At 65.8% G+C, this 22,767-nt stretch carries 18 protein-coding genes and 1 tRNA gene; 7 read left to right on the forward strand and 12 right to left on the reverse strand.

The features are described 5' to 3' along the window. Positions 1–14 precede the first annotated feature (14 nt). Positions 15–2,708, forward strand: a complete 2,694-nt coding sequence (gene pepN / locus BLQ58_RS03555; protein WP_092594663.1) for an aminopeptidase N — start codon at positions 15–17, stop codon at positions 2,706–2,708. Positions 2,709–2,796: 88 nt separating this feature from the next. Continuing rightward, the gene (locus tag BLQ58_RS03560; protein ID WP_092594665.1) at positions 2,797–3,813 is read left to right on the forward strand and encodes a class 1 fructose-bisphosphatase; all 1,017 of its coding nucleotides are present in this window, start codon (positions 2,797–2,799) and stop codon (positions 3,811–3,813) included. Between the two features lie 91 nt (positions 3,814–3,904). Here BLQ58_RS03560 and BLQ58_RS03565 read toward each other — a convergent pair whose 3' ends face one another. From BLQ58_RS03565 to BLQ58_RS03590, 6 genes are all read right to left on the reverse strand, one after another. Continuing rightward, positions 3,905–4,828 carry an aldose 1-epimerase gene (locus BLQ58_RS03565; protein ID WP_092594667.1) on the reverse strand — a complete coding sequence of 308 codons (924 nt, stop codon included), beginning with the start codon at positions 4,826–4,828 and terminating at the stop codon, positions 3,905–3,907. A 57-nt stretch (positions 4,829–4,885) separates the two neighbouring features. Further along, the gene (locus tag BLQ58_RS03570; RefSeq protein ID WP_092594669.1) at positions 4,886–6,169 is read right to left on the reverse strand and encodes a TRAP transporter large permease; all 1,284 of its coding nucleotides are present in this window, start codon (positions 6,167–6,169) and stop codon (positions 4,886–4,888) included. Continuing rightward, the gene (locus BLQ58_RS03575; RefSeq protein WP_092594671.1) at positions 6,160–6,732 is read right to left on the reverse strand and encodes a TRAP transporter small permease; all 573 of its coding nucleotides are present in this window, start codon (positions 6,730–6,732) and stop codon (positions 6,160–6,162) included. Before BLQ58_RS03575 ends, BLQ58_RS03570 begins: the two co-directional genes overlap by 10 nt. A gap of 31 nt (positions 6,733–6,763) precedes the next feature. Then, positions 6,764–7,714, reverse strand: coding sequence for a TRAP transporter substrate-binding protein (locus BLQ58_RS03580; protein ID WP_092595492.1), 951 nt, complete (start codon positions 7,712–7,714; stop codon positions 6,764–6,766). Between the two features lie 135 nt (positions 7,715–7,849). Then, entirely contained in the window at positions 7,850–8,737 is an 888-nt protein-coding gene (locus tag BLQ58_RS03585) for an SMP-30/gluconolactonase/LRE family protein (RefSeq protein ID WP_092594673.1), read from the reverse strand. Between the two features lie 14 nt (positions 8,738–8,751). Continuing rightward, a complete protein-coding gene (locus BLQ58_RS03590) occupies positions 8,752–9,588 on the reverse strand; it encodes an NAD-dependent epimerase/dehydratase family protein (RefSeq protein WP_092594675.1) in 837 nt (278 codons plus the stop codon). A 689-nt stretch (positions 9,589–10,277) separates the two neighbouring features. Between BLQ58_RS03590 and BLQ58_RS03595 the strand changes: the two genes are divergently transcribed. Together BLQ58_RS03595 and BLQ58_RS03600 are read left to right on the forward strand one after the other, a co-directional pair. After that, positions 10,278–11,339: a porin gene (locus tag BLQ58_RS03595; protein WP_092594676.1), complete on the forward strand. Its 1,062-nt coding sequence runs from the start codon at positions 10,278–10,280 to the stop codon at positions 11,337–11,339. 306 nt (positions 11,340–11,645) lie between these two features. Beyond that, a tRNA-Thr gene (locus BLQ58_RS03600) sits at positions 11,646–11,721 on the forward strand. Between the two features lie 518 nt (positions 11,722–12,239). Here BLQ58_RS03600 and BLQ58_RS03605 read toward each other — a convergent pair. Both BLQ58_RS03605 and BLQ58_RS03610 read right to left on the reverse strand, forming a co-directional pair. Beyond that, the gene (locus tag BLQ58_RS03605) at positions 12,240–12,671 is read right to left on the reverse strand and encodes a response regulator (protein WP_175459830.1); all 432 of its coding nucleotides are present in this window, start codon (positions 12,669–12,671) and stop codon (positions 12,240–12,242) included. 309 nt (positions 12,672–12,980) lie between these two features. Further along, positions 12,981–14,594, reverse strand: coding sequence for a DUF342 domain-containing protein (locus tag BLQ58_RS03610; RefSeq protein WP_092594678.1), 1,614 nt, complete (start codon positions 14,592–14,594; stop codon positions 12,981–12,983). A 225-nt stretch (positions 14,595–14,819) separates the two neighbouring features. Here BLQ58_RS03610 and BLQ58_RS03615 point away from each other — a divergent pair, with 225 nt between their 5' ends. Next, positions 14,820–15,677: a class I SAM-dependent methyltransferase gene (locus BLQ58_RS03615; protein WP_092594680.1), complete on the forward strand. Its 858-nt coding sequence runs from the start codon at positions 14,820–14,822 to the stop codon at positions 15,675–15,677. 30 nt (positions 15,678–15,707) lie between these two features. Here BLQ58_RS03615 and BLQ58_RS03620 read toward each other — a convergent pair whose 3' ends face one another. From BLQ58_RS03620 to BLQ58_RS03630, 3 genes are read right to left on the reverse strand one after another with little or no spacing between them, the layout of a single operon-like run. After that, positions 15,708–16,280 carry a DUF1415 domain-containing protein gene (locus tag BLQ58_RS03620; RefSeq protein WP_092594682.1) on the reverse strand — a complete coding sequence of 191 codons (573 nt, stop codon included), beginning with the start codon at positions 16,278–16,280 and terminating at the stop codon, positions 15,708–15,710. A 2-nt stretch (positions 16,281–16,282) separates the two neighbouring features. Further along, positions 16,283–17,905, reverse strand: a complete 1,623-nt coding sequence (locus BLQ58_RS03625) for an NAD(P)/FAD-dependent oxidoreductase (protein WP_092594684.1) — start codon at positions 17,903–17,905, stop codon at positions 16,283–16,285. After that, positions 17,889–18,281 (reverse strand): hypothetical protein, encoded by a 393-nt coding sequence (locus BLQ58_RS03630; RefSeq protein WP_092594686.1) that lies wholly within the window; start codon positions 18,279–18,281, stop codon positions 17,889–17,891. The genes BLQ58_RS03625 and BLQ58_RS03630 overlap by 17 nt, the downstream gene beginning before the upstream one ends. A 178-nt stretch (positions 18,282–18,459) precedes the next feature. On the opposite strand from BLQ58_RS03630, the gene BLQ58_RS03635 reads away from it, so the two are divergent. Together BLQ58_RS03635 and BLQ58_RS03640 are read left to right on the forward strand one after the other, a co-directional pair. Further along, entirely contained in the window at positions 18,460–19,947 is a 1,488-nt protein-coding gene (locus tag BLQ58_RS03635; protein ID WP_092594688.1) for an aminotransferase-like domain-containing protein, read from the forward strand. A gap of 182 nt (positions 19,948–20,129) precedes the next feature. Continuing rightward, the gene (locus BLQ58_RS03640; protein WP_092594690.1) at positions 20,130–21,617 is read left to right on the forward strand and encodes a sensor domain-containing diguanylate cyclase; all 1,488 of its coding nucleotides are present in this window, start codon (positions 20,130–20,132) and stop codon (positions 21,615–21,617) included. Between the two features lie 101 nt (positions 21,618–21,718). Here the strand turns inward: BLQ58_RS03640 and lpxO are convergent, their stop codons facing one another. Continuing rightward, complete coding sequence (gene lpxO / locus BLQ58_RS03645; RefSeq protein WP_092594692.1) at positions 21,719–22,621, reverse strand: lipid A hydroxylase LpxO; 903 nt, start codon at positions 22,619–22,621, stop codon at positions 21,719–21,721. Positions 22,622–22,767: the final 146 nt, after the last annotated feature.

The following is a 22,767-nucleotide window of genomic DNA, read 5'->3' on the forward strand; positions in this document are numbered from 1 at the left end:
GACAGGATCTCCCCATGCTGCGTACCGACACGCCCGTTACCGTCTATCGCAAGGACTATACTCCGCCCGCGTTTGCCATCGACCATGCCGACCTCGTGCTCGACCTCGACCCGCAGCGCACCATCGTCACCAGCACGCTGAAGCTGCAGCGCACCGGCGCCGCCGATGCCCCGCTGGTACTCAGCGGCGAAGCACTGGAACTGATTGGCATCAAGCTCGACGGCCAGCCGTTCACCAGCTACCGCGCCGACGACGACACGCTCACGCTGAACAGGCTCCCCGCGCAAGGCACGCTCGAAATCACGGCAGCCTGCAATCCGGCAGCCAACACCACGCTGTCGGGCCTATACGTTTCGAATGGCAATTTCTTTACGCAGTGCGAGGCCGAAGGCTTCCGCCGCATCACGTACTTCCTCGATCGCCCGGACGTGATGACCACATACCGCGTGACGCTGCGCGCCGACCGCGCCGCCTGCCCGGTGCTGCTGTCCAACGGCAACCTCCTGTCGCAGGCCGACCTGCCGGACGGCCGGCACGAAGCCGTCTGGGAAGACCCGTTCCGCAAGCCGTCCTATCTGTTTGCGCTGGTGGCAGGCAAGCTCGAACGCATCGAAGAGAAGATCGTGTCGGCGTCGGGCAAGGAAAAGCTGCTCCAGGTCTGGGTGGAGCCGCAGGACCTGGACAAGACCCGCCATGCCATGGATTCGTTGATCCATTCGATCCGCTGGGATGAGCGCCGCTTCGGCCTGGAACTGGATCTCGACCGCTTCATGATCGTCGCCGTCAGCGACTTCAACATGGGCGCGATGGAAAACAAGGGCCTGAACATCTTCAACACGAAGTACGTGCTGGCCAATGCGCAGACCGCCACCGACGTGGACTTCGCCAATATCGAATCGGTGGTGGCGCACGAATACTTCCACAACTGGACCGGCAACCGCGTGACCTGCCGCGACTGGTTCCAGCTGTCGCTCAAGGAAGGCCTGACCGTGTTCCGCGACCAGGAGTTCTCGGCCGACATGATGGGCTCGGAATCGGGGCGCGCGGTCAAGCGAATCGAGGACGTCCGCGTGCTGCGCCAGGTGCAGTTCCCGGAGGATGCCGGCCCGATGGCCCACCCGGTGCGCCCCGACAGCTACGAGGAAATCAACAACTTCTACACGGTCACGGTCTATGAGAAAGGCGCCGAGGTCGTGCGCATGTATCAGACCCTGCTGGGTCGCGACGGCTTCCGCCGCGGCATGGACCTGTATTTCAAGCGCCATGACGGCCAGGCCGTGACCTGCGACGACTTCCGCGCCGCCATGGCCGATGCCAACGGCCGCGACCTCACGCAGTTCGGCCTCTGGTACAGCCAGGCCGGCACCCCGGTGGTGACTGCCCGCACGCAATGGGATGGCGCCGCCGGCGCGCTGTCGCTGACGCTGACGCAGAACTGCCCGAAGGTGGGCATCGAAACCAAGGGCGGCACGCCGGACAAGCAGCCGTTCCACATCCCGTTCGCACTGGGCCTGATCGACGCCCAGGGCAACGACCTGCCGCTGCAACTCGACGGCGAAGCCCAGGCCGCCGGCACCACGCGCGTGCTCGATTTCACGCAGGCCGAGCAGACCTTCCGCTTCGTCGGCCTGCCCAGGGGCGCAAAGGCCCCGCTGCCGTCGCTGCTGCGCAATTTCTCGGCGCCGGTGATCGTCGACTACGAATATTCCGATGCCGAACTGACCTTCCTGCTGGCGCACGACAGCGACGCGTTCAACCGCTGGGAAGCCGGCCAGCGCCTGGCCACGCGCGCCCTGCTGCACCTGGTCGGCGAGGTGCAGGCCCAGCGCGAGCTGAAGCTGGATTCGGCGCTGGTGGCGGCCTTCCGGACCGTGCTGACCGATGGATCGCTGAACCCGGCATTCCGCGAGCAAGCCCTGATGCTGCCGGCCGAAGCCTATCTGGCCGAGCGAATGGGCGTGGCCGATCCGGCCGCGATCCATCGCGCCCGCCTGTTCATGCGCGAAGGCCTGGCTCGCGCGCTCAAGGCCGAGTGGCTGGCCGCCTACCAGGCCAACGCCACACCGGGCAACTACAGCCCCGATGCCGATTCCATGGCCAAACGGGCACTGCGCAACCTGGCGCTGGGCTACCTGGCCGACAGCGGCGACGCCGACATGCAGGCGCTGGCCGACCAGCACTACCGGCAAAGCGACAACATGACTGACCGCTTTGCCGCGCTGTCGGCGCTGGTCAACAGCTTCGCGCCGGGCCGCGAGCATGCCCTGGCCGATTTCTACGAGCGATTCGAGGACGACGCGCTGGTCATCGACAAGTGGTTCTCGCTGCAGGGCATGCAGCGCGGCGAGGTGGGTCCGCACGCCGGCAAGCGCACGATCGACACGGTGCGTGCGCTGATGGAGCATCCGGCCTTCAATCTGCGCAACCCGAACCGGGCACGGTCGCTGATCTTCAGCTTCTGCTCGGGCAATCCGGCCCAGTTCCATGCCGCCGATGGCTCGGGCTACGCGTTCTGGGCCGACCAGGTGCTGGCGCTCGACGCGATCAACCCCCAGGTGGCAGCGCGTCTGGCACGGGTAATGGACCGCTGGCAAAAGTACGAGATCCCGCTGCGCGACCGCATGCGCGCGGCGCTGGAACGGGTGGCGGCGGCCCCCACGCTGTCGCGCGACGTGCGCGAGATCGTCGGCAAGGCGCTGGCAAGCTGATGTGTCCCCCAAGGCGCTCGACGGGCCGAAAACGGCCTGTCCGCGGCGCCGGCCCTGTAGAATGGCGGCCATCCAAGGAGAACCCACCATGACACGCATCAGCCTCACCCGCTATCTGGTCGAGGAGCAGCGCAAGCACAACACGATCCAGCCGGAGCTCCGGCTGCTGATCGAGGTGGTTGCGCGCGCCTGCAAGGCCATTTCCAACGCCGTCAGCAAGGGCGCCCTCGCCGGCGTGCTGGGCTCGGCCGGCACCGGCAACGTCCAGGGCGAAACGCAGCAGAAGCTCGACGTGATCGCCAACGAAGTGCTGCTGGACGCCAACGAATGGGGCGGCCACCTGGCGGCCATGGCGTCCGAGGAAATGGACTCGTTCTACGAGATCCCGAACCGCTACCCGAAGGGCGAATACCTGCTGCTGTTCGATCCGCTCGACGGCTCGTCGAACATCGACGTGAATGTGTCGATCGGCACGATCTTCTCGGTGCTGCACATGCACAAGCCGGGCGAGACCGTCACAGAGAACGATTTCATGCAGCCGGGCACGCATCAGGTGGCGGCCGGCTATGCCGTGTACGGCCCGCAGACCACGCTGGTACTGACCGTCGGCAACGGCGTGCACATGTTCACGCTGGACCGCGAGGCCGGCAGCTTCGTGCTGACGCAATCGGACGTGAAGATCCCGGAAGACACCAAGGAATTCGCGATCAACATGTCCAACATGCGCCACTGGGCACCGCCGGTGCGCCAGTACATCGACGAATGCCTGGCCGGCGAGGAAGGCCCGCGCGGCAAGAACTTCAACATGCGCTGGATCGCGTCGATGGTGGCCGATGTGCACCGCATCCTGACGCGCGGCGGCATCTTCATGTACCCGTGGGACAAGCGCGAGCCCGAGAAGCCGGGCAAGCTGCGCCTGATGTACGAAGCCAACCCGATGGCGTTCCTGGTCGAGCAGGCCGGCGGCGCGGCCACCAACGGCCACGAGCGCATCCTGGACGTGGCGCCGACCAAGCTGCACCAGCGCGTGTCGGTGATCCTGGGCTCCAAGAACGAGGTGGATCGCGTGACGCGCTACCACCAGGAAGCGGCCAGCAAGGCCTGATCCCCGGCATCTCGGCGGAAACTTCCATGCAGACAGGGCGCCTCGGCGCCCTGTTTTCTTTTCCTCATCCCCTACCCTGCCTCCGCGGCCGTCAGAGGGCGACCTGCCATTGCATGCGCCATGCGGCCGTGTCACCCGGCGCCAGGCGGCGCAGCCCGGTGCCCTCCCAGCCGCGAGCGGACAGGTTGACCGCATCGGCCACATGCGACACCGGCTCCACGCATACGAAATCGCAGCCGCCCGGTGCGTGCAGCACCAGGTGGTCGAGCCCGTCGCCGGCAAGCAGCGTCAGCGCGGCGCCATCGGGCCGCTTCAGCGTGGCCGCACGCTTCCAGCCACTGTAATAGACGCTCAGACCGGCATCGGGCAGGTGGCGCTCGCGCAGGAAGCGTTCGCGATCTCCCACCACGGTCCGCCCGGTGGCCACGCCACCCGCGTCCGCCGGCCACATGTGCATGGCATCGAACTGCAGCCGCATGCCCGGCAGCCGCGCGAAGAAGGGGTGAAAGCCACCGCCCGCCGGCATAGCTGTTTCGCCATCATTACGGATCGTCAGCTCGGCATCGAGGCCATCTTCGGTCAGCCGCAGCGTCTGGCGGGCGCTGACCGCCCAGGGCCAGTCACCGCCGGCTGGCACATGGACCAGCGCCATGACGATGCGGTCGCTACCCTGTTCGACGACTGTCCAGGGGCGCGCATGCCCAAACCCGTGCATCGCATGGGCCTGCCCCGGATGCGCGGGCAGATCGATATCGCGCCCGTCCCAGCGAAAACGCCCCTCGCGGATGCGGTTCGAGAACGGCAGCAAGGGATAGCTGCCGGCCTTGGGCCACTGGCGCCCGTCGAAGCCTTGTTCCAGCGCCTGCCAAGGCATGGGTGCCAGCCAGTCGATGACATGGCCGCCGGCATGCGCGGTACTGAACGTCGCCATGCGCCCGCCGGCGGCCGGCGCGACCGTCAGCGTATGCGCGCCCGCGTGCAGCGTATGAAGGGGGCCAGATGAAAGCCACGGCATGTCGGTCCTCGACGCGTCGGCGCCCCTCTCCTGCGCGCAGGAGAGGGGAAAAACCGCCTACTTCAGCAGCACCTCGGGCAGCCACAGCGAGAACGCCGGCACATACGTCACCAGCAGCAACGCCGCCACCAGCGCACCGTAAAACGGCCAGATCGTGCGCATGACCTGCCCCACCGACACCCCGCCGATCGCGCAACCGACGAACTGCGTGGTGCCCACGGGCGGCGTGTTGAGCCCCAGCGCGCAGTTGATCAGCATCAGCATGCCGAACTGCACCGGGCTCATGCCGTAGTGCATGCAGATCGGCAGGAAGATCGGCGTGCAGATCAGGATGGTGGCCGCCATGTCCAGGAACGTGCCGAGGATGAACAGCAGCAGGTTCACCATCAGGAAGATCACCCACGGGCTGGTGGACACCGAACTCAGGAACTGGCCCGTCAGCTCGGCCACGCCGTAGAGACTGATCATGTATCCGAACGTGGCCGAAATGCCGATCAGCAGCAGCACCACGCCGGTGGTCTTCACCGCCTTGGCCGCGGCCCTGATGAACTGCTCCTTCGTCAGCGAGCGGTACAGGAACACGGTCAGCGTCAGCGCATACAGCACGGCAACGGCGGCCGACTCCGTGGCCGTGAACACGCCGGACAGGATGCCGGCCAGGATCAGCACCACCACGAACAGGCCAGGCAGCGCGGCGGCCAGCGAATGCCCAACGATCTCCCAGCCCGGGAACTTGCCGGACGGATAGCCGCGGCTGCGCGCCACGAAGTAGGCGGCGGCGAGGTTGCAGATCGTCAGGATCAGCGCCGGCAGCACGCCCGCCAGGATCAGCGCGGCAATCGACACCTTGCCGCCCGCTGCCAGCGTGTAGATGATCATGTTGTGGCTGGTCGGCATCAGCGCGCCCACCAGCGCCGCGTGCGTGGTCACGTTGACGGCGTAGTCGGCGTGATAGCCCTCGCGCTTCATCATCGGGATCATCACCGCGCCCATGGCCGACACGTCGGCCACAGGCGACCCCGACACCCCGCCGAACAGCGTGCAGGCCACCACGTTGGACATGCCCAGGCCGCCGCGCACATGGCCGGCCATCGACTTGGCGAAGTTGACGATACGGTCGGCGATGCCGCCGTACAGCATCAGCTCGCCGGCGAAGATGAAGAACGGGATGGCCAGGAACGAGAACGCGTTCATGCCCGATGTCATCTGCTGGAACACCACCGCCAGCGGCAGCCCTTCGTACAGGATGGTAGCCACCGCCGACAGGCCGATGGCGAATGCCACGGGCACCCCGAGGATCAGGAAGCCGAAGAAGCAGACGGTAAGAATGATCAGTGCCATGCCGGCTCCACTTCCGTGCCTTTCAGCACTGCAATGATGTGTTCGATCGAAAACAGCACGATCAGCGTGCCGGCGATGACGGGCGGCAGGTAGCGCCAGCCCTCGGAGATGCCCAGCGTCGGCAGCTTGTAGTCGGCCACCGAATGCGCCAGGAACGCGCAGTTGTAGGCCATGACGGCACCGAACACGCCCACCAGCACATGGATCAGGATCTCCAGCTTGGTGCGCAGATGATCGGGCAGCAGGATCAGCAGCGATTCCAGGCCGATGTGGCCGGCGTCGCGCACGCCCACGGCGGTGCCCAGCATCGTCACATACAGCACCAGCAGCATGGCGATGGATTCGGCCCAGGTGGGCGTGTCGTTGAGCACGTAGCGGCCGAAGACCTGATACAGCACCGCGACCACCAGCAGCAGCAGGCCAAAGACGCCCAGGCCCAGACAGGCACGGGCCAGGGCGGCGCAGAACCGGGTGTAAACATGGGCGCGCGCGGCGCCCGCCTCAGCGGCGGGCTCGCGCGCGCCATCCGCCGGCGTGGCCGGCGTGGGAGATGGCGAAAGCATGATGAATTCCCTGCAACCTGAGGTCGGCGGTTTACTTCGTTTCCTGCGTGCGGCGCACCAGGTCCTTCATCTGCGCGCTGGTAATGAAGCGGTCGTACACGGGCTTCATCGCGGCCTGGAACGAGGCCTTGTCCACCTGGATGATCTGCACGCCGGAAGCCTCGACGAGCTTGCGCGACTTCTGCTCGCGCTCGTCCCACAGCTTGCGCATGTACGGCACCGAATCCTTGGCGGCCTGGCGCACCATGGCCTGGTCTTCCTTCGACAGTCGATCCCACGCGACCTTCGAGAACATCAGCATTTCAGGCGCCATCGAATGCTCGGTCAGCGAGTAGTACTTGGCCACCTCGAACTGGCGCGAGCTTTCGTAGCTGGGCCAGTTGTTTTCGGCGCCATCGACCAGACCGGTCTTCAGCGCGGTGTAGACCTCGCCCCACGGCATCGGCGTGGCATTGGCATGCATGGCTTCGAGCAGCGACACCCAGAGGTCTGACTGCTGCACGCGGATCTTCATGCCCTTGGCATCGGCCAGGGTCTTGATCGGGCGCTTGGTGGTGTACATCGAGCGCGAGCCGCTGTCGTACCAGGCCAGCCCGATGAAGCCGTTCTTTTCGCACGACTTCAGGATGTCTTCGCCGATCGGGCCGTCCAGCACGTGGCGCATGTGGTCGGTGGACCGGAACAGGAACGGCATCGTCGGCACGATGGTGGCTTCGCAGATGTTGTTCATCGCGGCCGAGTTCACCCGCACCATCGACAGCGCGCCAATCTTGGTCTGTTCGATGGCGTCCTTCTCGCTGCCCAGCGAGCCCTGCGCGAAGACCTTGATCGACATCTTGCCGTTCGATCGCTGCTTGAGCAGGTCGCCCATGTAGCGCACGGCCTGCACGGTCGGGTAGTCGTCGGGATGAATGTCGGCGGAGCGGAAATCCGCGGCGTGCGCGCCGACCGGCAACGCCACGGCTGTCGCAAGTGCGGCCATCAGGGTACCCAGGCGGGTACGTGCGAAGTGTTTTTGAAACATGTGTCTTGCCTCCAGCGTTATCAGAGTTATTCGTCGTTCAAGTCAACACATTGCCCGGCCCGCCCGGCTCGGCGCGCCGTCTTCGGAACAGGCTTAGTCACGCAGCACGGGCTCGGGCGTGCCGCGCACGCCCGGGCGCAGCGCCACCACGGCGCCGGACAGCGGATCGGTGTCGTCGGTGCGGATCGACGTCACGTACAGCGTATCGAGGTCGGCGCCGCCGAACGCACACATGGCGGGCTTGGCGAACGGCACCGCCACGCTGCGATCCAGCCGGCCATCGGGCGTGAAGCGATGCACCTGGCCGGCATCGTTGCCGCAGATCCAGTAGCAGCCATCGGCATCGACCGCCGCGCCATCGGGCCGCCCCGGGTAGAGGTTCATGTCGATGAACACCCGGCCGTTGGACGGCGTGCCCGTATCGATGTCGTAGTCATAGGCCCACACGGCCTGCCGGGCCGGATGCGAATCCGACACGTACATCGTGCGGCCATCGGGGCTGAAGGCCAGGCCGTTCGGCGTGATCATCTCGCCGCGGATCACGTCAAGCCCGCCAGTGCGGGCGTCGAAGCGATACAGCTTGCCGTCGGTGGCGGCCAGCGACATGTCCATCACCATCGTGCCCGCCCAAAAGCGGCCCTGGCGGTCGCAACGGCCATCGTTGAACCGCATGCCGTCACGCGCGTGCACCACGGCTGCCACGCGCCGCGGCTCGGGTGCCGGTTGCCCCGCCACCAGCCGGCCAATTCGGAAAATTCCGGTCTCCATCGCCAGCAGCCAGCCGCCGTCGGCGGTCATGGCCATGCAGCCGGCCATCTCGGGCACGGCCCATTGGTCAATGCGGCCGCTGGCCGGATCAAAGCGCCACAGCGTGCGATTCGGGATATCGGTCCAGTACAGGGCGGCTTCCGATGCGTGCCAGACCGGGCTTTCGCCCACGCCGCAGCGCATGTCGCCAATCCGTTCAAAGGTATCGGTCATGGCGTGAGGCCCTATCAGTCGCCGAACGGGCCGGCCTTGACGAAGGCCCCGCCCTGGTACCAACCGGCCGGATCATCGGCCGGCAGCGGCGGCACCGATTCCACCTTGGCGCGGAACTGCTCGGAAGACTCGACGGGCTTGAACCCCAGTCGCGCGGCCTTGCTGTTGTCCCACCAGCTATCGCGATTGGCCGAAGCGCCATAGACAATCAGGAAACCGACCTTCGGCACGAAGATGGCACGCTTGATCAGTTGTTCCAGGTCGTCGTAGCCGAGCCACGTCACCATCATGCGGCGATCCTTGGCTTCGGGAAACGACGATCCAATGCGCAGCGCCACGGTGTCGATGCCGTAGCGGTCGCTGTAGAAGCTGCCCATCTGCTCGCCGAACGCCTTGCTGACGCCGTAGTAGCCATCGGGCCTGGCCGGCGTATCGGCATCGAGCACTTCACCCTGCCTGTAATAGCCGATGACGTGATTCGAGCTGGCAAACACGATGCGGCGCACCCCGTGGCGGCGCGCCGCCTCGTAGATGTTGTATGTGCCCTGGATGTTGGCGGGCAGGATTTCCTCGAACGGACGCTCCACCGACACCCCGCCGAGGTGGACGATCGCGTCAACGCCTTCCACCAGCGCATGCACGGCCTTGGGATCGGATAGGTCGCACGTCACCACCTCTTCCTGCTCGCGGGCGTCGCCCAGGCTGGCGATATCGGACACGCGCACCACATCGGCATAACGCTTGAGCCGATCACGTAGAACTTTTCCGAGATTACCGGCGGCGCCGGTCAGGAGAATGCGATGGCAACGGGTGGTGACGCCGTCGAGCGGGTCTTTGGAGGTCTGAGACATGGTGTCGGGCGGCACAGGCGCGCGGGTCCAACTTGGCGCGCACCAATGACTGATTAGGGTGTTATTGATCTGTCGTCATACAACGCCACTGGAATCTAATCGCCTCCCCGACCGCGGTCAAGGTGATATCGCCTCAGTAAAATCCCTAGAAGTTTTAAGATCCATACATGCAGACGTTAATTGCTGCTCTGCAGATGTTTCTCACTTAAATGCGTTAAATCGGGCGTTTCTAACGCCGTGATACCGCATTCCACGTCCCGCCTCAACCGGCCGTGGAACAGGCTTTCCGTTGCATTTTAAATAACTTACGTGAAACTGACATCGATTTGCTGCATTGCAAATTAAGCGAATACAGAAATCCGAAATACCCCAAATCGGCACCGATTGGGATGGCATTTGATATTGCGCTCTAGTGTTGCTGATCCACCCAATGTCTCGTCGTATGTCTTGCTTCGTTATTTTTCTGTAAGGTACGATGTCATAGGACATCAGATCACATCGATTGCCTTTCCCAATCGATCAGGACTGCCTGTCCCGGCGCCTGGGAATGACTTCCCTGCGCGCCTCCCATGCCAGCCGGTGAGGGAAATGCACAAGCCGACCCACGTCGGCAAGAAGTCGAACAAGCATTTGGCACCGGCTCTTCCGCAGCAAAAACGAAATAACAAGCCAGGATGGAGACTCACATCATGAAGCGAGCCCTTGCGCCCTTCGTCACGACGGCAGCCCTAGCCGCCCTCGGTGCCGCAGCACCGGCCCAGGCCCAGTCAAACGTCACGCTCTACGGCATCGTCGACACCACGATCCGCTACACCTCGAACGAAAGTGCTGCCGGCAACGGCAAGGTGCAGATGACCGATGGCGTGCTGACAGGCAGCCGCTGGGGCCTCTACGGCGTGGAAGACCTGGGGCGTGGCTACCAGGCGCTGTTCGTGCTGGAATCGGGCTTCTCGCCGGATGCCGGACAGAGCCTGCAAGGCAACCGCCTGTTCGGCCGCAAGGCGTATGTCGGCATGCAGGGCGACTTCGGCACCATCACGCTGGGCCGGCAATTCACGGTGATCCACGAGGTCATCGCCAGCTATGACGCCATGGCGCTGGCCAACCTCGCCATCGTCGGCTTCCAGGGCGGCAACTACACCGGCGGCGTGCGTCAGGACAACATGGTCAAGTACGCCGGAAAATTTGGCGGCTTTACGATTGCAGCCCAGCACGCATTCGGCGAGCAACCGGGCAGCGTGGCGCGGTCGTCGTCGACAGGCGGCAGCCTGACGTACGCGGCGGGTCCGTTCATGGTGGCCGGCGGCTACCAGATCATGAAGGACACCACGAGCTACTACGGCGTGACCGTACCGAACAGCGACCAGAAGGTCTGGACGCTCGGCGGCACCTACACCGCCGGTCCGGCCACGATCTATCTCGGCTACACGAACAGCAACGTCGACAACGCCGGCTACAAGAACCAGGCCGGCTACCTGGGCGCCAAGTACCAGTTCAATCCGGCATGGTCGCTGATCGCCCTGGGCACCTACGACCACCTCAAGCATGCCGGCGATTCGGGCAACCGCTTCACCGGCGCGATGATGCTCGACTACGCGTTCAGCAAGCGCACCGACGTCTACCTGGAAGCCGACTACACGACGCTGACCGACGCGTGGCGCACGCTGGGCGCGCAGCCGACGTTCCAGACGCCGTTCTACGGCCACGGCAGCCGCGTGGGCGTGATGGCCGGCCTGCGCCACAAGTTCTGATCGCCGGGTCGCCGCGGGGCGCCTGGTCAATGCGGAACAGGGGGCAGCTTCGACCCTTTTTCGCGTCAAGCGATCGGCCGCGCCTGTGCGATCCTTACGCCTGTTGTGGCCGCGCACTTCCTGCCGCCACAGCGGCGTACCCGGGCAGCCCGCCTCGCAGGATTCGTTAAAAAACTGCACAGGGGGCTTCACAAACCCGGAAGTCGCTGATATTATCGCTGGCTCTATCCGATTCGACGCAAACGCAGCAACAGCGCGGATTGCAGCGATCGCAGCGATAGGAACAGGTTTTACAAGTCAGGATTCGCCGGTGTAGCTCAGTTGGTAGAGCAGCGCATTCGTAATGCGAAGGTCGTAGGTTCGACTCCTATCTCCGGCACCATCACTTGAAGTAGAAAGGGCAGCCCATTCGGGTTGCCCTTTTTGCTTTGGGGCTTTCGCTTTGGCGCGGTCAGTGCCTCGTTCAGCGTGTAGGTATCGATGCCCTCCCCCACTTGCACCACGTAGAGCACCGCATCGTCTTCCGCGTCCAGGCCGGCGCATTCGCGCGATACCTGGCAATCCGACAGCGCGCGGCCGTGCCGGTGCAGCAGTGCGTCCGCGGCATCCAGATGCAATGCCTCCAGCGCCGCCGCGTCGCGCGCATTGCCGCGCCGGGGTTCGGGCGGCGCGTCACCATGCAGGTAAGACGATGCGGACGACCGCGCCACGGTGCCGGCCGCATCCACATCCGCGCTTGCAGCCACCGCGGCGTCCCTCACCATTCCCGTCATCGCATCCGCCTTGTCGTTGGCTATCCGGACTGGATGACGGAAATTCTAGGCACGAAACGCCACGAAAAACCGTGCCCTCAGTGAAATCGGATTCGTCTCAATAAGTTTGAGCGACGATGCCGGCCAGCTACGACGCCACGCGTGGGTGATAGGCCGGTTGCCGCGCCTCACCAAAGCCGCCGCGCATGGGCAGGAATCCATCGCAGCCCAGCATCTGCAGCACCACCGCTTCCATGCGCTCGATCGATGCCGACTTGGGCAGTTGCTCGACAACGCCGCACGTCTCCAGCGATGCCGGCACGCGCAGCCACATGTTGTCGGACAGGAGCAGGATGCGCGCGTGAGGCAGCGTCTGATGCAGCTGGCGCAGCAGGTACCAGTTGTCGCTGCTGTCGCCGGACATGCCATAGACAACGATGGACGTCTCCGGGCCCGGCTCCAGCGTCAGGATGCCGGCCGGCTCCAGGGCCCGCACGGCGCCGATGCCCGGCATCCGTTCCAGCAACCGCTGCATGCCCAGGCTCACCAGCGGCTGGTCTTCGATCACGAGTGCGGTCATGGTGCGTCTCCCCTGGTCTCTCGTTTTGAATACGGGAGACCGAGCAAACGGCGTGCCAGACAATTTCGGGCCCCACACACGAAGCGCGCGCCACTGCAAAATTGGCTGAAATGCTATACGAAAGAAGGGATTTGGCGGCTGCGCGCGCCATCGCGCGGAAGACATGGCGCCATGCGTGATGGCGCCACAATGTTACGGCTGACGTAACGTGTCACGCTGCAGCGTAACGAAACCCGTCACATCCGGCCGCCGGACCGGAATGCCGACCCGGCTGCCAGCCCTCGGGCAACCCGTCCGTATTCGGCGGAATCAGGTCACCGTGATCCGGTCTTCGATGACCCGTACCTGCCCGCCAGCCTTGTCTTCCATGACCTTCAGCACCTTGTGGCCCACCTGCAGGGTCACGCCGCCGTGAATGCGGCGGCCCACGGCGATCACGGCATCGTCCGACGGCTTGATCTGCTCGGCGAGCTTCGCGATTTCGGCATCGAGTTCGAACAGGTCGCGGTTGATCTTGTACATCGTGGCGCGTGCCTTCTCGCGGACGTCGCCCTGCGCACGCTCGGGATTCTTGGCAAAGAACGCCACCAGTTGCTGCAGCTTGGCCTGGTCGTCCAGCACCTTGCGGCGGCGCTCCTCCAGCTCGCCCTTCTGCTGGTCCGCAAACGGGTTCAGGCCCACCTGCACGGCGGTGGCCGATCCTGCCGGGGCGCCCAGCGTGGCCACGCTGACCGACTGCAGCGCGCGCGTGCGGCCGCCGCTGATGCTGCCCTGGGACGTGGGCGTGCCAACCACCACGCGTTCGCCCGCCGACACGTCGCTCTGGCGGATGCCGCTTTCGACCACCACCTCGGTCGCGGCCTCGACGATCGCATTCTGGATATAGCGCGCATGCACCGCACCCTTGGTGCGCACGCTGGCTACCTCGTTGGGGTCGCCGCCGTGGGCCGAGTCGGCCTTGCCGATGATGCCGCCCTTGACGATCACGTCGCCGCCGGCTTCCACATGGGCCGCCTCGATCGTGCCCTGGACCACCACGTCGCCCGTGACGCGCACCGACATGCCGGTGCGGATATCGCCCGACACACGCAGCGAACCATCGAAATTGACATTGCCCGAATGCAGGTCCACCGCATCCACGTCCACCACGGGGCTGACGATCACGCCGTTGGGCAGCACGCGCGGCGACCCGGCGATGACCGCCAGCAGCAGGTTCGGATCGTTGGGGTCGGCGGCCACGCCGGTCAGGTCCGCCGCATAGGGCGTGTCCACCACCGGCTCGGCCGCGATCGGCTTGCCCAGCACGTCCATGCCATCCTTGCCGGACCTGGCCGGGGTGCGGCGCATCAGCGCCGTGCCGGGATTCACCAGCAGCAGGCTGCCCAGGTCGCGCAGATCGACGCGCTCGTCCTCGTTGTCGGCCTGCGCCGGTCTTTTCTGCTGCACCAGGCTGTCGAAACGCGCCGTTTCGCCCTGCACGGGCGCCACGCCGCGTGCGATCTCGCGGCCTTCGCAACTGCCGGCCTCCAGCGCCACGCCGATGGCTGCGGAATCCAGCAGCGCCACCACGCCCATCGATGCCGCGGCGGCCGCGATATCGCTTTCCTCGATGCTACGGCCGCCTTCAGGCGGCATCAGCGTCAGCAGGAGCTGCAGCTTGTCGGCGGAGATTTCCAGTTCGAAGGCGCCATCGAGCACCGTGCCGATCACCGCGTCGATTTCGCGGTCGGTCAGTTGGCACTGGGTCAGAAATCCGGTCACGGCGGCCTGGTCCAGGCGCGCCCCCTGCCAGCCGTGCTCGGCCAGCGATGCTTCCAGCGCCGCCCGGTCCGGCGGCATCCGGCCGGTTTCCGGCGTAAAGCATGCCCTCACCTGATCGCCCGGCTGGTTGAGTTCCAGGCGTAATCCCACGTCCGCGTTCATGGCTCCCCGCTTTCTCGTTCTGCATGGCGCCATGCCGGCTGGGGTTCGTGCCCCGGGTCCTTCCGCTTGGACGGCCGTACCTGCGCCAACTCTGCTTGTCGTGATCGAAGGATTAACGGCAGGCACACGAGTGAGCTTTAGCCCACAAAAGTGGGGTGCAGGTGTTTACGCGGTGTTTTCGGTAAACTGTCGGCCTTTCCGAAGCATCCACAGCCCAGTTCCCCGATGTCCAGCACCCACGAAGTCCGTCCCGGCCAGTCCATCGAGCTGCTCAAGGAACTCCATATCCTGACGCGCGACGGCAAGATGAACCAGGACAGCCGCCGCAAGCTCAAGCAGGTCTACCACCTGTTCCAGTTCATCGAGCCCCTGCTGCGCGAGGTAAAGGACGCCAAAGGCGCCGTGTCGCTGGTGGATCACGGCGCCGGCAAGTCTTACCTGGGCTTCATCCTTTACGACCTGTTCTTCAAGGATCTGAAGGACGGCTCGCACATCTACGGCATCGAGACGCGCGAGGAGCTGGTCACCAGCTCGACCGGGCTGGCAGAGCGCCTGGGCTTCCCGGGCATGTCGTTCCTGAACCTGTCCGTGGCCGATTCGATCACGTCGCCGGCGCTGCCGGAAACCATCGACGTCGTCACGGCGCTGCACGCCTGCAATACCGCCACCGACGATGCGATCCGCTTCGCGCTGGCCAAGCGCGCGCAGCACATCGTGCTGGTGCCCTGCTGCCAGGCTGAAGTGGCAACGGTGCTGCGCAAGCACAAGGGCCGGCTGCTGGCCGGCAATCCGATGACGGAAATCTGGCGCCACCCGCTGCACACGCGCGAATTCGGCAGCCAGCTGACCAACGTGCTGCGCTGCCTGCAGCTGGAAGCGCACGGCTACCAGGTCAGCGTGACGGAGCTGGTGGGCTGGGAACACTCGATGAAGAACGAACTGATCATCGCCCAGTACAAGGACCTGCCGCGCCGGCGGCCGGCCGAGCGGCTGCAGCAGGTGCTGGAGTCGGTGGGGCTGGAGGAATTGGGCGAACGCTTCTTCACGTCCGCCACGTCCGCCACGTCCGCCACCTCGGCTTAAGCGGGCGCGGATCGCCTGAGCGATCGCCGGTCAGAGATCGCTCTGGCCCGCCATCCACTTGAGCCACCCTGCGTGGCCAAGCAGGCGCAGGGTTTCCATGTTTCGCTCGTAGATGTCCTCGGCCTCGGGGAACGCTTCCGCCGCGCGGGCGATGCTGTCCTCGCGCAGCAGATGCAGGATCGGATACGGCGCCCGGTTCGTGTAGTTCTCGATATCGTCCGGCCCGGTGCCCTCGAACCGGTACTGCGGATGAAAGCTCGCGATCTGCAGCGTGCCTTCCAGCCGCAGACTGCCGAGCAGCCGGTCTGCGAAATACAGGAAGTCGTTGTAGGCGAGGAAATCGGCCAGCGCGTGGGGCACGATCAGCAGCGTGGTATCCACCTGCTCCGGATCGGCCTCGGCCAGCGCCCGCAGTTCGCGCTCCAGGTCGTCCAGCACGTCCTCGTCGCGCGTGGCCTGGCTGACCACATACCGCACCTGCCCCTTCACATGCACGCTCTTGGCGAACGGGCACAGGTTCAGGCCGATCACGGCACGCGTGAGCCAGTGCCGCACGTCGGCAACGACGCGCTCGTCTTCGGGGCCGACGGCCTGGTCGCGCATCGTCACCGTCCGTTCTCGATGTGCAGCGCCACGGCCTCGGCAACTTCGATGCCGTCGATAGCCGCCGAATAGATGCCGCCCGCATAGCCGGCCCCCTCGCCGGCCGGATACAGGCCGCGCACGTTGACACTCTGGTAGTCGTCGCGATTGCGGCGGATGCGCAACGGCGACGACGTACGCGTTTCCACCCCCGTCAGCACCGCATCGTGCATGGCAAACCCGGCAATTTTCTTGTCCAGCTCGGGCAGTGCCTCGCGGATCGCGTCGATGACGTAGTCAGGCAGCGACGTGCTCAGGTCGGTGGGCGTCACGCCCGGCTTGTACGACGGCTCGACCGACCCCAGCGACGTGGACGCACGTCCGGCAATGAAGTCGCCCACCAGCTGGCCCGGCGCGCGATAGTCGCTACCGCCCAGTTCAAACGCGCGCTCTTCCCACTTTCGCTGAAATGCGATGCCGGCCAGCGGACCGCCCGGGAAGTCCTCCTCGGGCGTGATTCCCACCACGATGCCGGCGTTGGCGTTGCGCTCGGCGCGGTAATACTGGCTCATGCCGTTGGTCACCAGGCGCCCCGGCTCGGACGCCGCCGCCACCACGGTGCCGCCCGGGCACATGCAGAAGCTGTACACGGCACGGCCGTTGCTGGCGTGGTGCACCACCTTGTAGTCGGCCGCGCCCAGCAGCTTGTTGCCCGCGAACTTGCCGAAGCGGCTGCGGTTGATCAGACCCTGCGGGTGTTCGATGCGGAAGCCCAGCGAGAACGGCTTGGCTTCCATGAACACGCCCCGGTCATGCAGCATGTGGAACGTGTCGCGGGCGCTGTGGCCCACGGCCAGGATCACGTGGTCGCACGGCAGGTAGCCGCCGTTGGACAGCTTCAGGCCACGCACCTGGCCGTTGTCGATGTCGATATCGTCCACGCGCGTCTCGAAGCGGATTTCTGCGCCCAGTTCCAGCATCTCGGCGCGCATCTTCTCGACCATGCTCACCAGCCGGAACGTGCCGATGTGGGGCCGCGCCTTGTAGAGGATGTCCTCGGGCGCGCCGGCGCGCACGAATTCTTCCAGCACCTTGCGGCCGTAGTGCTTTGGGTCCTTGATCTGGCTGTAGAGCTTTCCGTCGGAGAACGTGCCCGCGCCGCCCTCGCCGAACTGGACGTTCGACTCCGGGTTCAGCACGCTCTTGCGCCACAGGCCAAAGGTGTCCTTGGTGCGTTCGCGCACTTCCTTGCCGCGTTCCAGGATGATCGGGCGATAGCCCATCTGCGCCAGCAGCAGGCCGGCCAGCAGCCCGCACGGTCCCAGGCCGATCACCACCGGACGCGACTTCGGGCCGCCTTCGGGCGCCTTCGCCACGAAGTGGTACGCCATGTCCGGCGTGACGCTCCAGTTCGGTTTGCGCTGCATGCGCTTGACTGCCGCGGCCTCGTCCTTGACTTCGATGTCGATGATGTAGGTCAGCTTGATATCGTCGCGCTTGCGGGCATCATGCGCGCGGCGGAACACCGTAAATCCGACAAGGCCGTCGCCCTTGACACCGATCTGGGCCAGATGGCTGCGCACGGCAGCCTCGAGGTCGCTCTCGACGTGGTCGAGCGGCAGTTTGACTTCACTGAGACGTAGCATGGGGTACCGATTCTTCTGCGGCCTGGATGTCTGGTGGCCGGGCGTTACCCAGCAGGAGGCCAGAACGGCCGAGCCGCGATTTTAGCAGCGACCACAGCCCCGGGCGCGCCGCCGGCGTCACGATCCGCAGCTGCACCGGCCCTTGCGCCACGAGCTGGTGCCAACCTGCCGTATCCATCACACAGACACCGCCGGCGCACAGATTCCGCGGCACCTGGCACATCTGCTCGGCCAGCCAGCGCGGCGCGCCCGCCACCGCCACCCGGCCTTGCTGCACATGCACGACGGCGCCGGCCTTCAGGTGCAGACTCAGGCACTGGCCGGCAGCCAGGACGATGGTCTGGACGTCTCTGGAAATGGTGTCGGGGGATGACATGGCGGCACTCCTTCGCGAATGAAAAACGTGCCACCAGCGTATCGGCGCGCCCGCGGGGGCAACAGGCACAAGCGTGCCTTTCGCGACCAGAACAGATCCGAAACTTTGGCGCTGTTACGATACAGCGGCGTACCATCTGTATCTGTTCCAACCGTCGCGCCTGCGCGAAGATGCCGCCATGTCCATCGTTGCCCCTGCCGTCGCCCCGGCCTCCGCCGCCCGCCCCCTCCCGCCGCCCGCGTCCGGCCCGCTCTACCAGCAGCTGGCGGGCCACTATCGCCAGGCGATCTCGGCGGGCACGCTGGTGCCGGGCGATCGCATGCCGTCGGTGCGGGCGCTGATGGGGCTGCACGCCGTCAGCCTGTCCACCGCGCTGCAGGCGTGCCGCGAACTGGAGGCGGCCGGCCTGCTCGAAGCGCGGCCCCGCTCGGGCTACTTTGTCTGCGCGCCGGCGCAACCGGCCCTGGCGCCCATCGAGGAGCCGGTGCCCGGCCTGCCCGATCCGGCGCAGTACGTGGGCATCCACCAGCGCATTTCTGCCATCCTGGCCCGCAGCAAGCATCACCGGATCAACCTTGGCGGCGCCTGTGGGGCGCCCGAGCTGTACCCCACCGATGCGCTGCGCAACGCGGCCACGCGGGCCCTGCGCCGCTACCCGGAGCTGTTCGGCAGCTCGGTCGATTCCGATGGACATCCGGCCTTCCGGGCGGCGCTGGCCCGCCACGCGCTGCGGTCGCGCATCAACGTGTCGCCCGAGGAAATCGTCGTCACGCACGGCGCCACCGAGGCGCTGACACTGGCCCTGCGCGCGGTGGCCGGCCCCGGCGACGTGATCGCCGTGGAATCGCCGACCTATTACGGTCTGTTGCAGATCCTGGAAAGCCTGGGCATGCGCGCGCTGGAGATCCCGTGCAGCCCGCAGACCGGCATTTCGCTCGAGGCGCTGGAACTGGCCGCCCAGACCTACGCCAACATCAAGGCCGTTTGCGTGGTGCCGAACCTGCAGAATCCGCTGGGCTGCGTCATGCCCGACGCGCACAAGCAGCGGCTGGTGGCGTGGTGCGCCGCGCGCGGCATCGCCATGATCGAGGACGACTGCTGTTCGGCCACGTTCGACGACGATGCCCCGCTGCCGGCGGCCAAGGCGTGGGATACCACCGGCACGGTGATCCACTGCGCGTCGCTGCACAAGGTGCTGGCGCCCGGCATGCGGCTGGGCTGGATCACGGCCGGCAAGTGGCAGGCGCGCGTGGAAATGCTGAAATTCGGCCTGTCGCGGCCCAACGAGATGCTGACGCAGATCGCGGTGGCCGAGTACATGGGCACCGGCGCGTTCGACCGCCACCTGCGGCGGCTGCGCACGCAACTGCGCGTGCAGCGCGAATGGATGGCGCAGCGGGTGGCCACCACCTTCCCGGCCGGCACACGGCTCACGTTGCCGCGCGGCGGCCTGCACCTGTGGGTCGAAATGCCCGGCGGCGTGTCGTCCGAGGCCGTGTTCGAGCAGGTGATCGGCGACGGTATCCGCGTGATGCCGGGCGCCATGTTCTCGAATTCGAACCGCTTCAACCATTTTCTGCGGCTGAACTGCGGTAACCTGCGCACGCCGGAACTGGAGCGGGCACTCGACACCGTGGCCGCGGCAGCGCGCAGGCTGGCGGGCTGACGGCCCGGGTGGCGGACTGGTGGACTGGTGGACTGGCGGCCGGGGGGCACCCGGCGCCTGGCGCGCGCCAACCACATCCGCGCCGGATCCATCGCCGTTTCTTTAGATTTCTCCCCACAAGCGGCGCGCGCTCGCCTATCCTAGTGCGCGATACGCCATCCATCATAAACAGGGAGAACAACTTGGGGCACGCAACCGCCGCCTCGCGGCTCGACAACGACTATCAAACCCTGTTCCAGCTGGCGCCCGTGTCGCTCTGGCTGGAAGACTTCAGCGCGGTGCGCCGGGCGTTTGAACAACTGCGAGCCGATGGCGTGACCGACCTGCGCCGCCACCTGCGCGACAACCCCGACGACGTGGCGCGCTGCTCGGCGCTGATCCGCGTGCTCGACGTGAACCAGCGCACGCTGGACCTGTTCCGCGCCAGCGACCTTGCCGACCTGGTAGCCAACCTCGACACCGTGTTCCGCGACGACATGTTCGACCAGCACGTGGAGGAACTGGGCCAGCTCTGGGACGGCGGCAACCACTTTTCCAGCCAGACCGTGAACTACACGCTGGACGGCGAACGGCTCGACATCCGCCTGGAAGCCACGGTCATGCCCGGCCACGAGGCCGACTGGTCGCGCGTGCTGCTGTCGATCGAGGACATCACGGCCCGCGTGCGCACCGAGCGCGACCTGCGCCGCGCCCAGCAATATGCGGTGGGGCTGTTCGAGCATTCGCCCGTGTCGCTGTGGGTGGAAGACTTCAGCGCCGTGAAGATGCTGCTGGACGAAGTGCGCGCGGCCGGCATCACGGATTTCCGCACCTTCCTGAACGTGCATCCCGATTTCGTCTCGCGCTGCATGCAGGAAATCCGCGTGCTCGACGTCAACCAGCAGACGCTGACCATGTTCGGCGCGCCCAGCAAGGAAATCCTGCTGTCGCGCCTGGGCGACGTGTTCCGCGACGACATGCGCATCCACTTTGCCGAGCAGCTGATCGACCTGTGGCACGAAAAGCTCTGGCAGCAGCGCGAAGTCATCAACTACGCGCTGGACGGTCGGTCCGTGGACGTCTTCATGCAGTGGTCGGTCTTCCCTGGCCGCGAGGCCGACTGGGACCAGGTGCTGGTGTCGCTGACCGACATCACCGCGCGCAAGAAGGCCGAGGCCTACGTGGAGTTCCTGGGCAAGCACGACGTGCTGACCAAGCTCTACAACCGCGCCTATTACGAGGACGAGCTGGCCCGCCTGGGCCGCAAGGGCCCGTGGCCGGTCAGCGTGGTGGCGGTGGACCTGAACGGCCTGAAGGCCATCAATGACCAGTTCGGCCACGGCGATGGCGATGCGCTGCTGCGCCGCACCGGCGAGGTGCTGAAGAAGGCCGTGGGTGAGCAGGCTTGCGTGGCGCGCATCGGCGGCGACGAATTCATGGTGCTGCTGCCCGGCCGCGACGAACGCGGCACGGCGACCGTGGTCGAGCAGATCCAGGAAGTCGTCGGGCTGAACAACCAGTTCTACCCCGGCGCGCGGCTGTCGTTCTCGATCGGCACGGCCACGTGCGCCCAGGGCGACCGGCTGACCGACACGGTCAAGCTGGCCGACCATCGCATGTACGAGGCCAAGCGGGCGCACTACGAGGAACTGGGCAACGAGCGCCGTCAGCGCGAATCCGAGTCGCGCTGACGCGCCGAGCACGAAAACCCCAGGACGAAAAAAAAACCGGCAGTCATCTGCCGGTTTTTGTTTGCACTGCCGCCAGTTCAGCGGTAGCGGCAAGCCGAGGATCAGAGGAACACGATCAGTGCCACACCGCCGATGATCAGGCCGAACTTGGTCACGTAGTACAGGTTCTTGTTCCACGACTTGAAGCGGCGGCGATACTGGCCGCCCAGCCATACGAAGCGGAACAGCTTGTTGATCGCGCCGGTCTGGTCGTTTTCGTCGTTCGGCGAGCTGGCGGCCGTCATCACCTTGCGGCCCATCCAGTGGTTGACCGCGGCGGCCCAGCGATAGCGCATCGGGCGTTCGATGTCGCAGAACAGGATCAGGCGGTCCGTCTCGCTCTTGTTTTCGGCCCAGTGCAGGTAGGTCTCGTCGAACACCACGCCCTGCCCGTCGCGCCAGCTGTGGCGCTCGCCGTCCACTTCGATGAAGCAGCGATCGTCGTTCGGCGTGGACAGGCCCAGGTGGTAGCGCAGCGAACCGGCGAACGGGTCGCGGTGCGGGTTGAGCTTGCCGCCCGGCGGCAGTTCGGCAAACATCGCCGCCTTGACCGACGGCATCTCGCGCAGCAGCGCCACGGTGTTCGGGCACAGCGTTTCAGCCGACGGATGCTGGGCCTCGTACCACTTGAGATAGAACCGCTTCCAGCCGTACTTGAAGAACGAATTGAAGCCAGCGTCATCGTTCTTGTCGGCGGCCTTGATCTTGCGCATTGCGATCAGGGCCATGCCCTCGTCGCGAATCTGCGGCCACGCGGCGCGCAGTTTCTCCAGCTCAGGAAAGCGGTCGACGCTGATGTACGGCGTGCGCGGCACGCCCGAGAACATGTACATGAAGCAATTGACCGGTGCCACCAGTGCCGAATGGTCAAGCACCTGGCGCATGAACGGCAGCCGTACCTTGCCGCGGAAATGCACATACAGGATGGCACCCACGTAGGCGGCGACGATTATCCACTTGATCACCCGAAATCCCTCCACGACAAACCCCCCGCCCCCGGCGTGACCGGCTGGCCGTCGGGGGACGGCTTGGGAGCGGAAAACGCGCTATTTTAGCCAAACGGCGACGCCCACGCATCGTGTGATGCATGAGTCGCGCCGAAGGCCGGCGC

Source organism: Ralstonia sp. 25mfcol4.1 (assembly GCF_900104095.1).
Lineage (GTDB): Bacteria > Pseudomonadota > Gammaproteobacteria > Burkholderiales > Burkholderiaceae > Cupriavidus.

Coding starts and splice junctions, on each gene's coding strand:
- pepN (WP_092594663.1), top strand. CDS start 15: ATGCTGCGTACCGACACGCCCGTTACCGTCTATCGCAAGGACTATACT.
- BLQ58_RS03560 (WP_092594665.1), top strand. CDS start 2,797: ATGACACGCATCAGCCTCACCCGCTATCTGGTCGAGGAGCAGCGCAAG.
- BLQ58_RS03565 (WP_092594667.1), bottom strand. CDS start 4,828: ATGCCGTGGCTTTCATCTGGCCCCCTTCATACGCTGCACGCGGGCGCG.
- BLQ58_RS03570 (WP_092594669.1), bottom strand. CDS start 6,169: ATGGCACTGATCATTCTTACCGTCTGCTTCTTCGGCTTCCTGATCCTC.
- BLQ58_RS03575 (WP_092594671.1), bottom strand. CDS start 6,732: ATGCTTTCGCCATCTCCCACGCCGGCCACGCCGGCGGATGGCGCGCGC.
- BLQ58_RS03580 (WP_092595492.1), bottom strand. CDS start 7,714: ATGGCCGCACTTGCGACAGCCGTGGCGTTGCCGGTCGGCGCGCACGCC.
- BLQ58_RS03585 (WP_092594673.1), bottom strand. CDS start 8,737: ATGACCGATACCTTTGAACGGATTGGCGACATGCGCTGCGGCGTGGGC.
- BLQ58_RS03590 (WP_092594675.1), bottom strand. CDS start 9,588: ATGTCTCAGACCTCCAAAGACCCGCTCGACGGCGTCACCACCCGTTGC.
- BLQ58_RS03595 (WP_092594676.1), top strand. CDS start 10,278: ATGAAGCGAGCCCTTGCGCCCTTCGTCACGACGGCAGCCCTAGCCGCC.
- BLQ58_RS03605 (WP_175459830.1), bottom strand. CDS start 12,671: ATGACCGCACTCGTGATCGAAGACCAGCCGCTGGTGAGCCTGGGCATG.
- BLQ58_RS03610 (WP_092594678.1), bottom strand. CDS start 14,594: ATGAACGCGGACGTGGGATTACGCCTGGAACTCAACCAGCCGGGCGAT.
- BLQ58_RS03615 (WP_092594680.1), top strand. CDS start 14,820: ATGTCCAGCACCCACGAAGTCCGTCCCGGCCAGTCCATCGAGCTGCTC.
- BLQ58_RS03620 (WP_092594682.1), bottom strand. CDS start 16,280: ATGCGCGACCAGGCCGTCGGCCCCGAAGACGAGCGCGTCGTTGCCGAC.
- BLQ58_RS03625 (WP_092594684.1), bottom strand. CDS start 17,905: ATGCTACGTCTCAGTGAAGTCAAACTGCCGCTCGACCACGTCGAGAGC.
- BLQ58_RS03630 (WP_092594686.1), bottom strand. CDS start 18,281: ATGTCATCCCCCGACACCATTTCCAGAGACGTCCAGACCATCGTCCTG.
- BLQ58_RS03635 (WP_092594688.1), top strand. CDS start 18,460: ATGTCCATCGTTGCCCCTGCCGTCGCCCCGGCCTCCGCCGCCCGCCCC.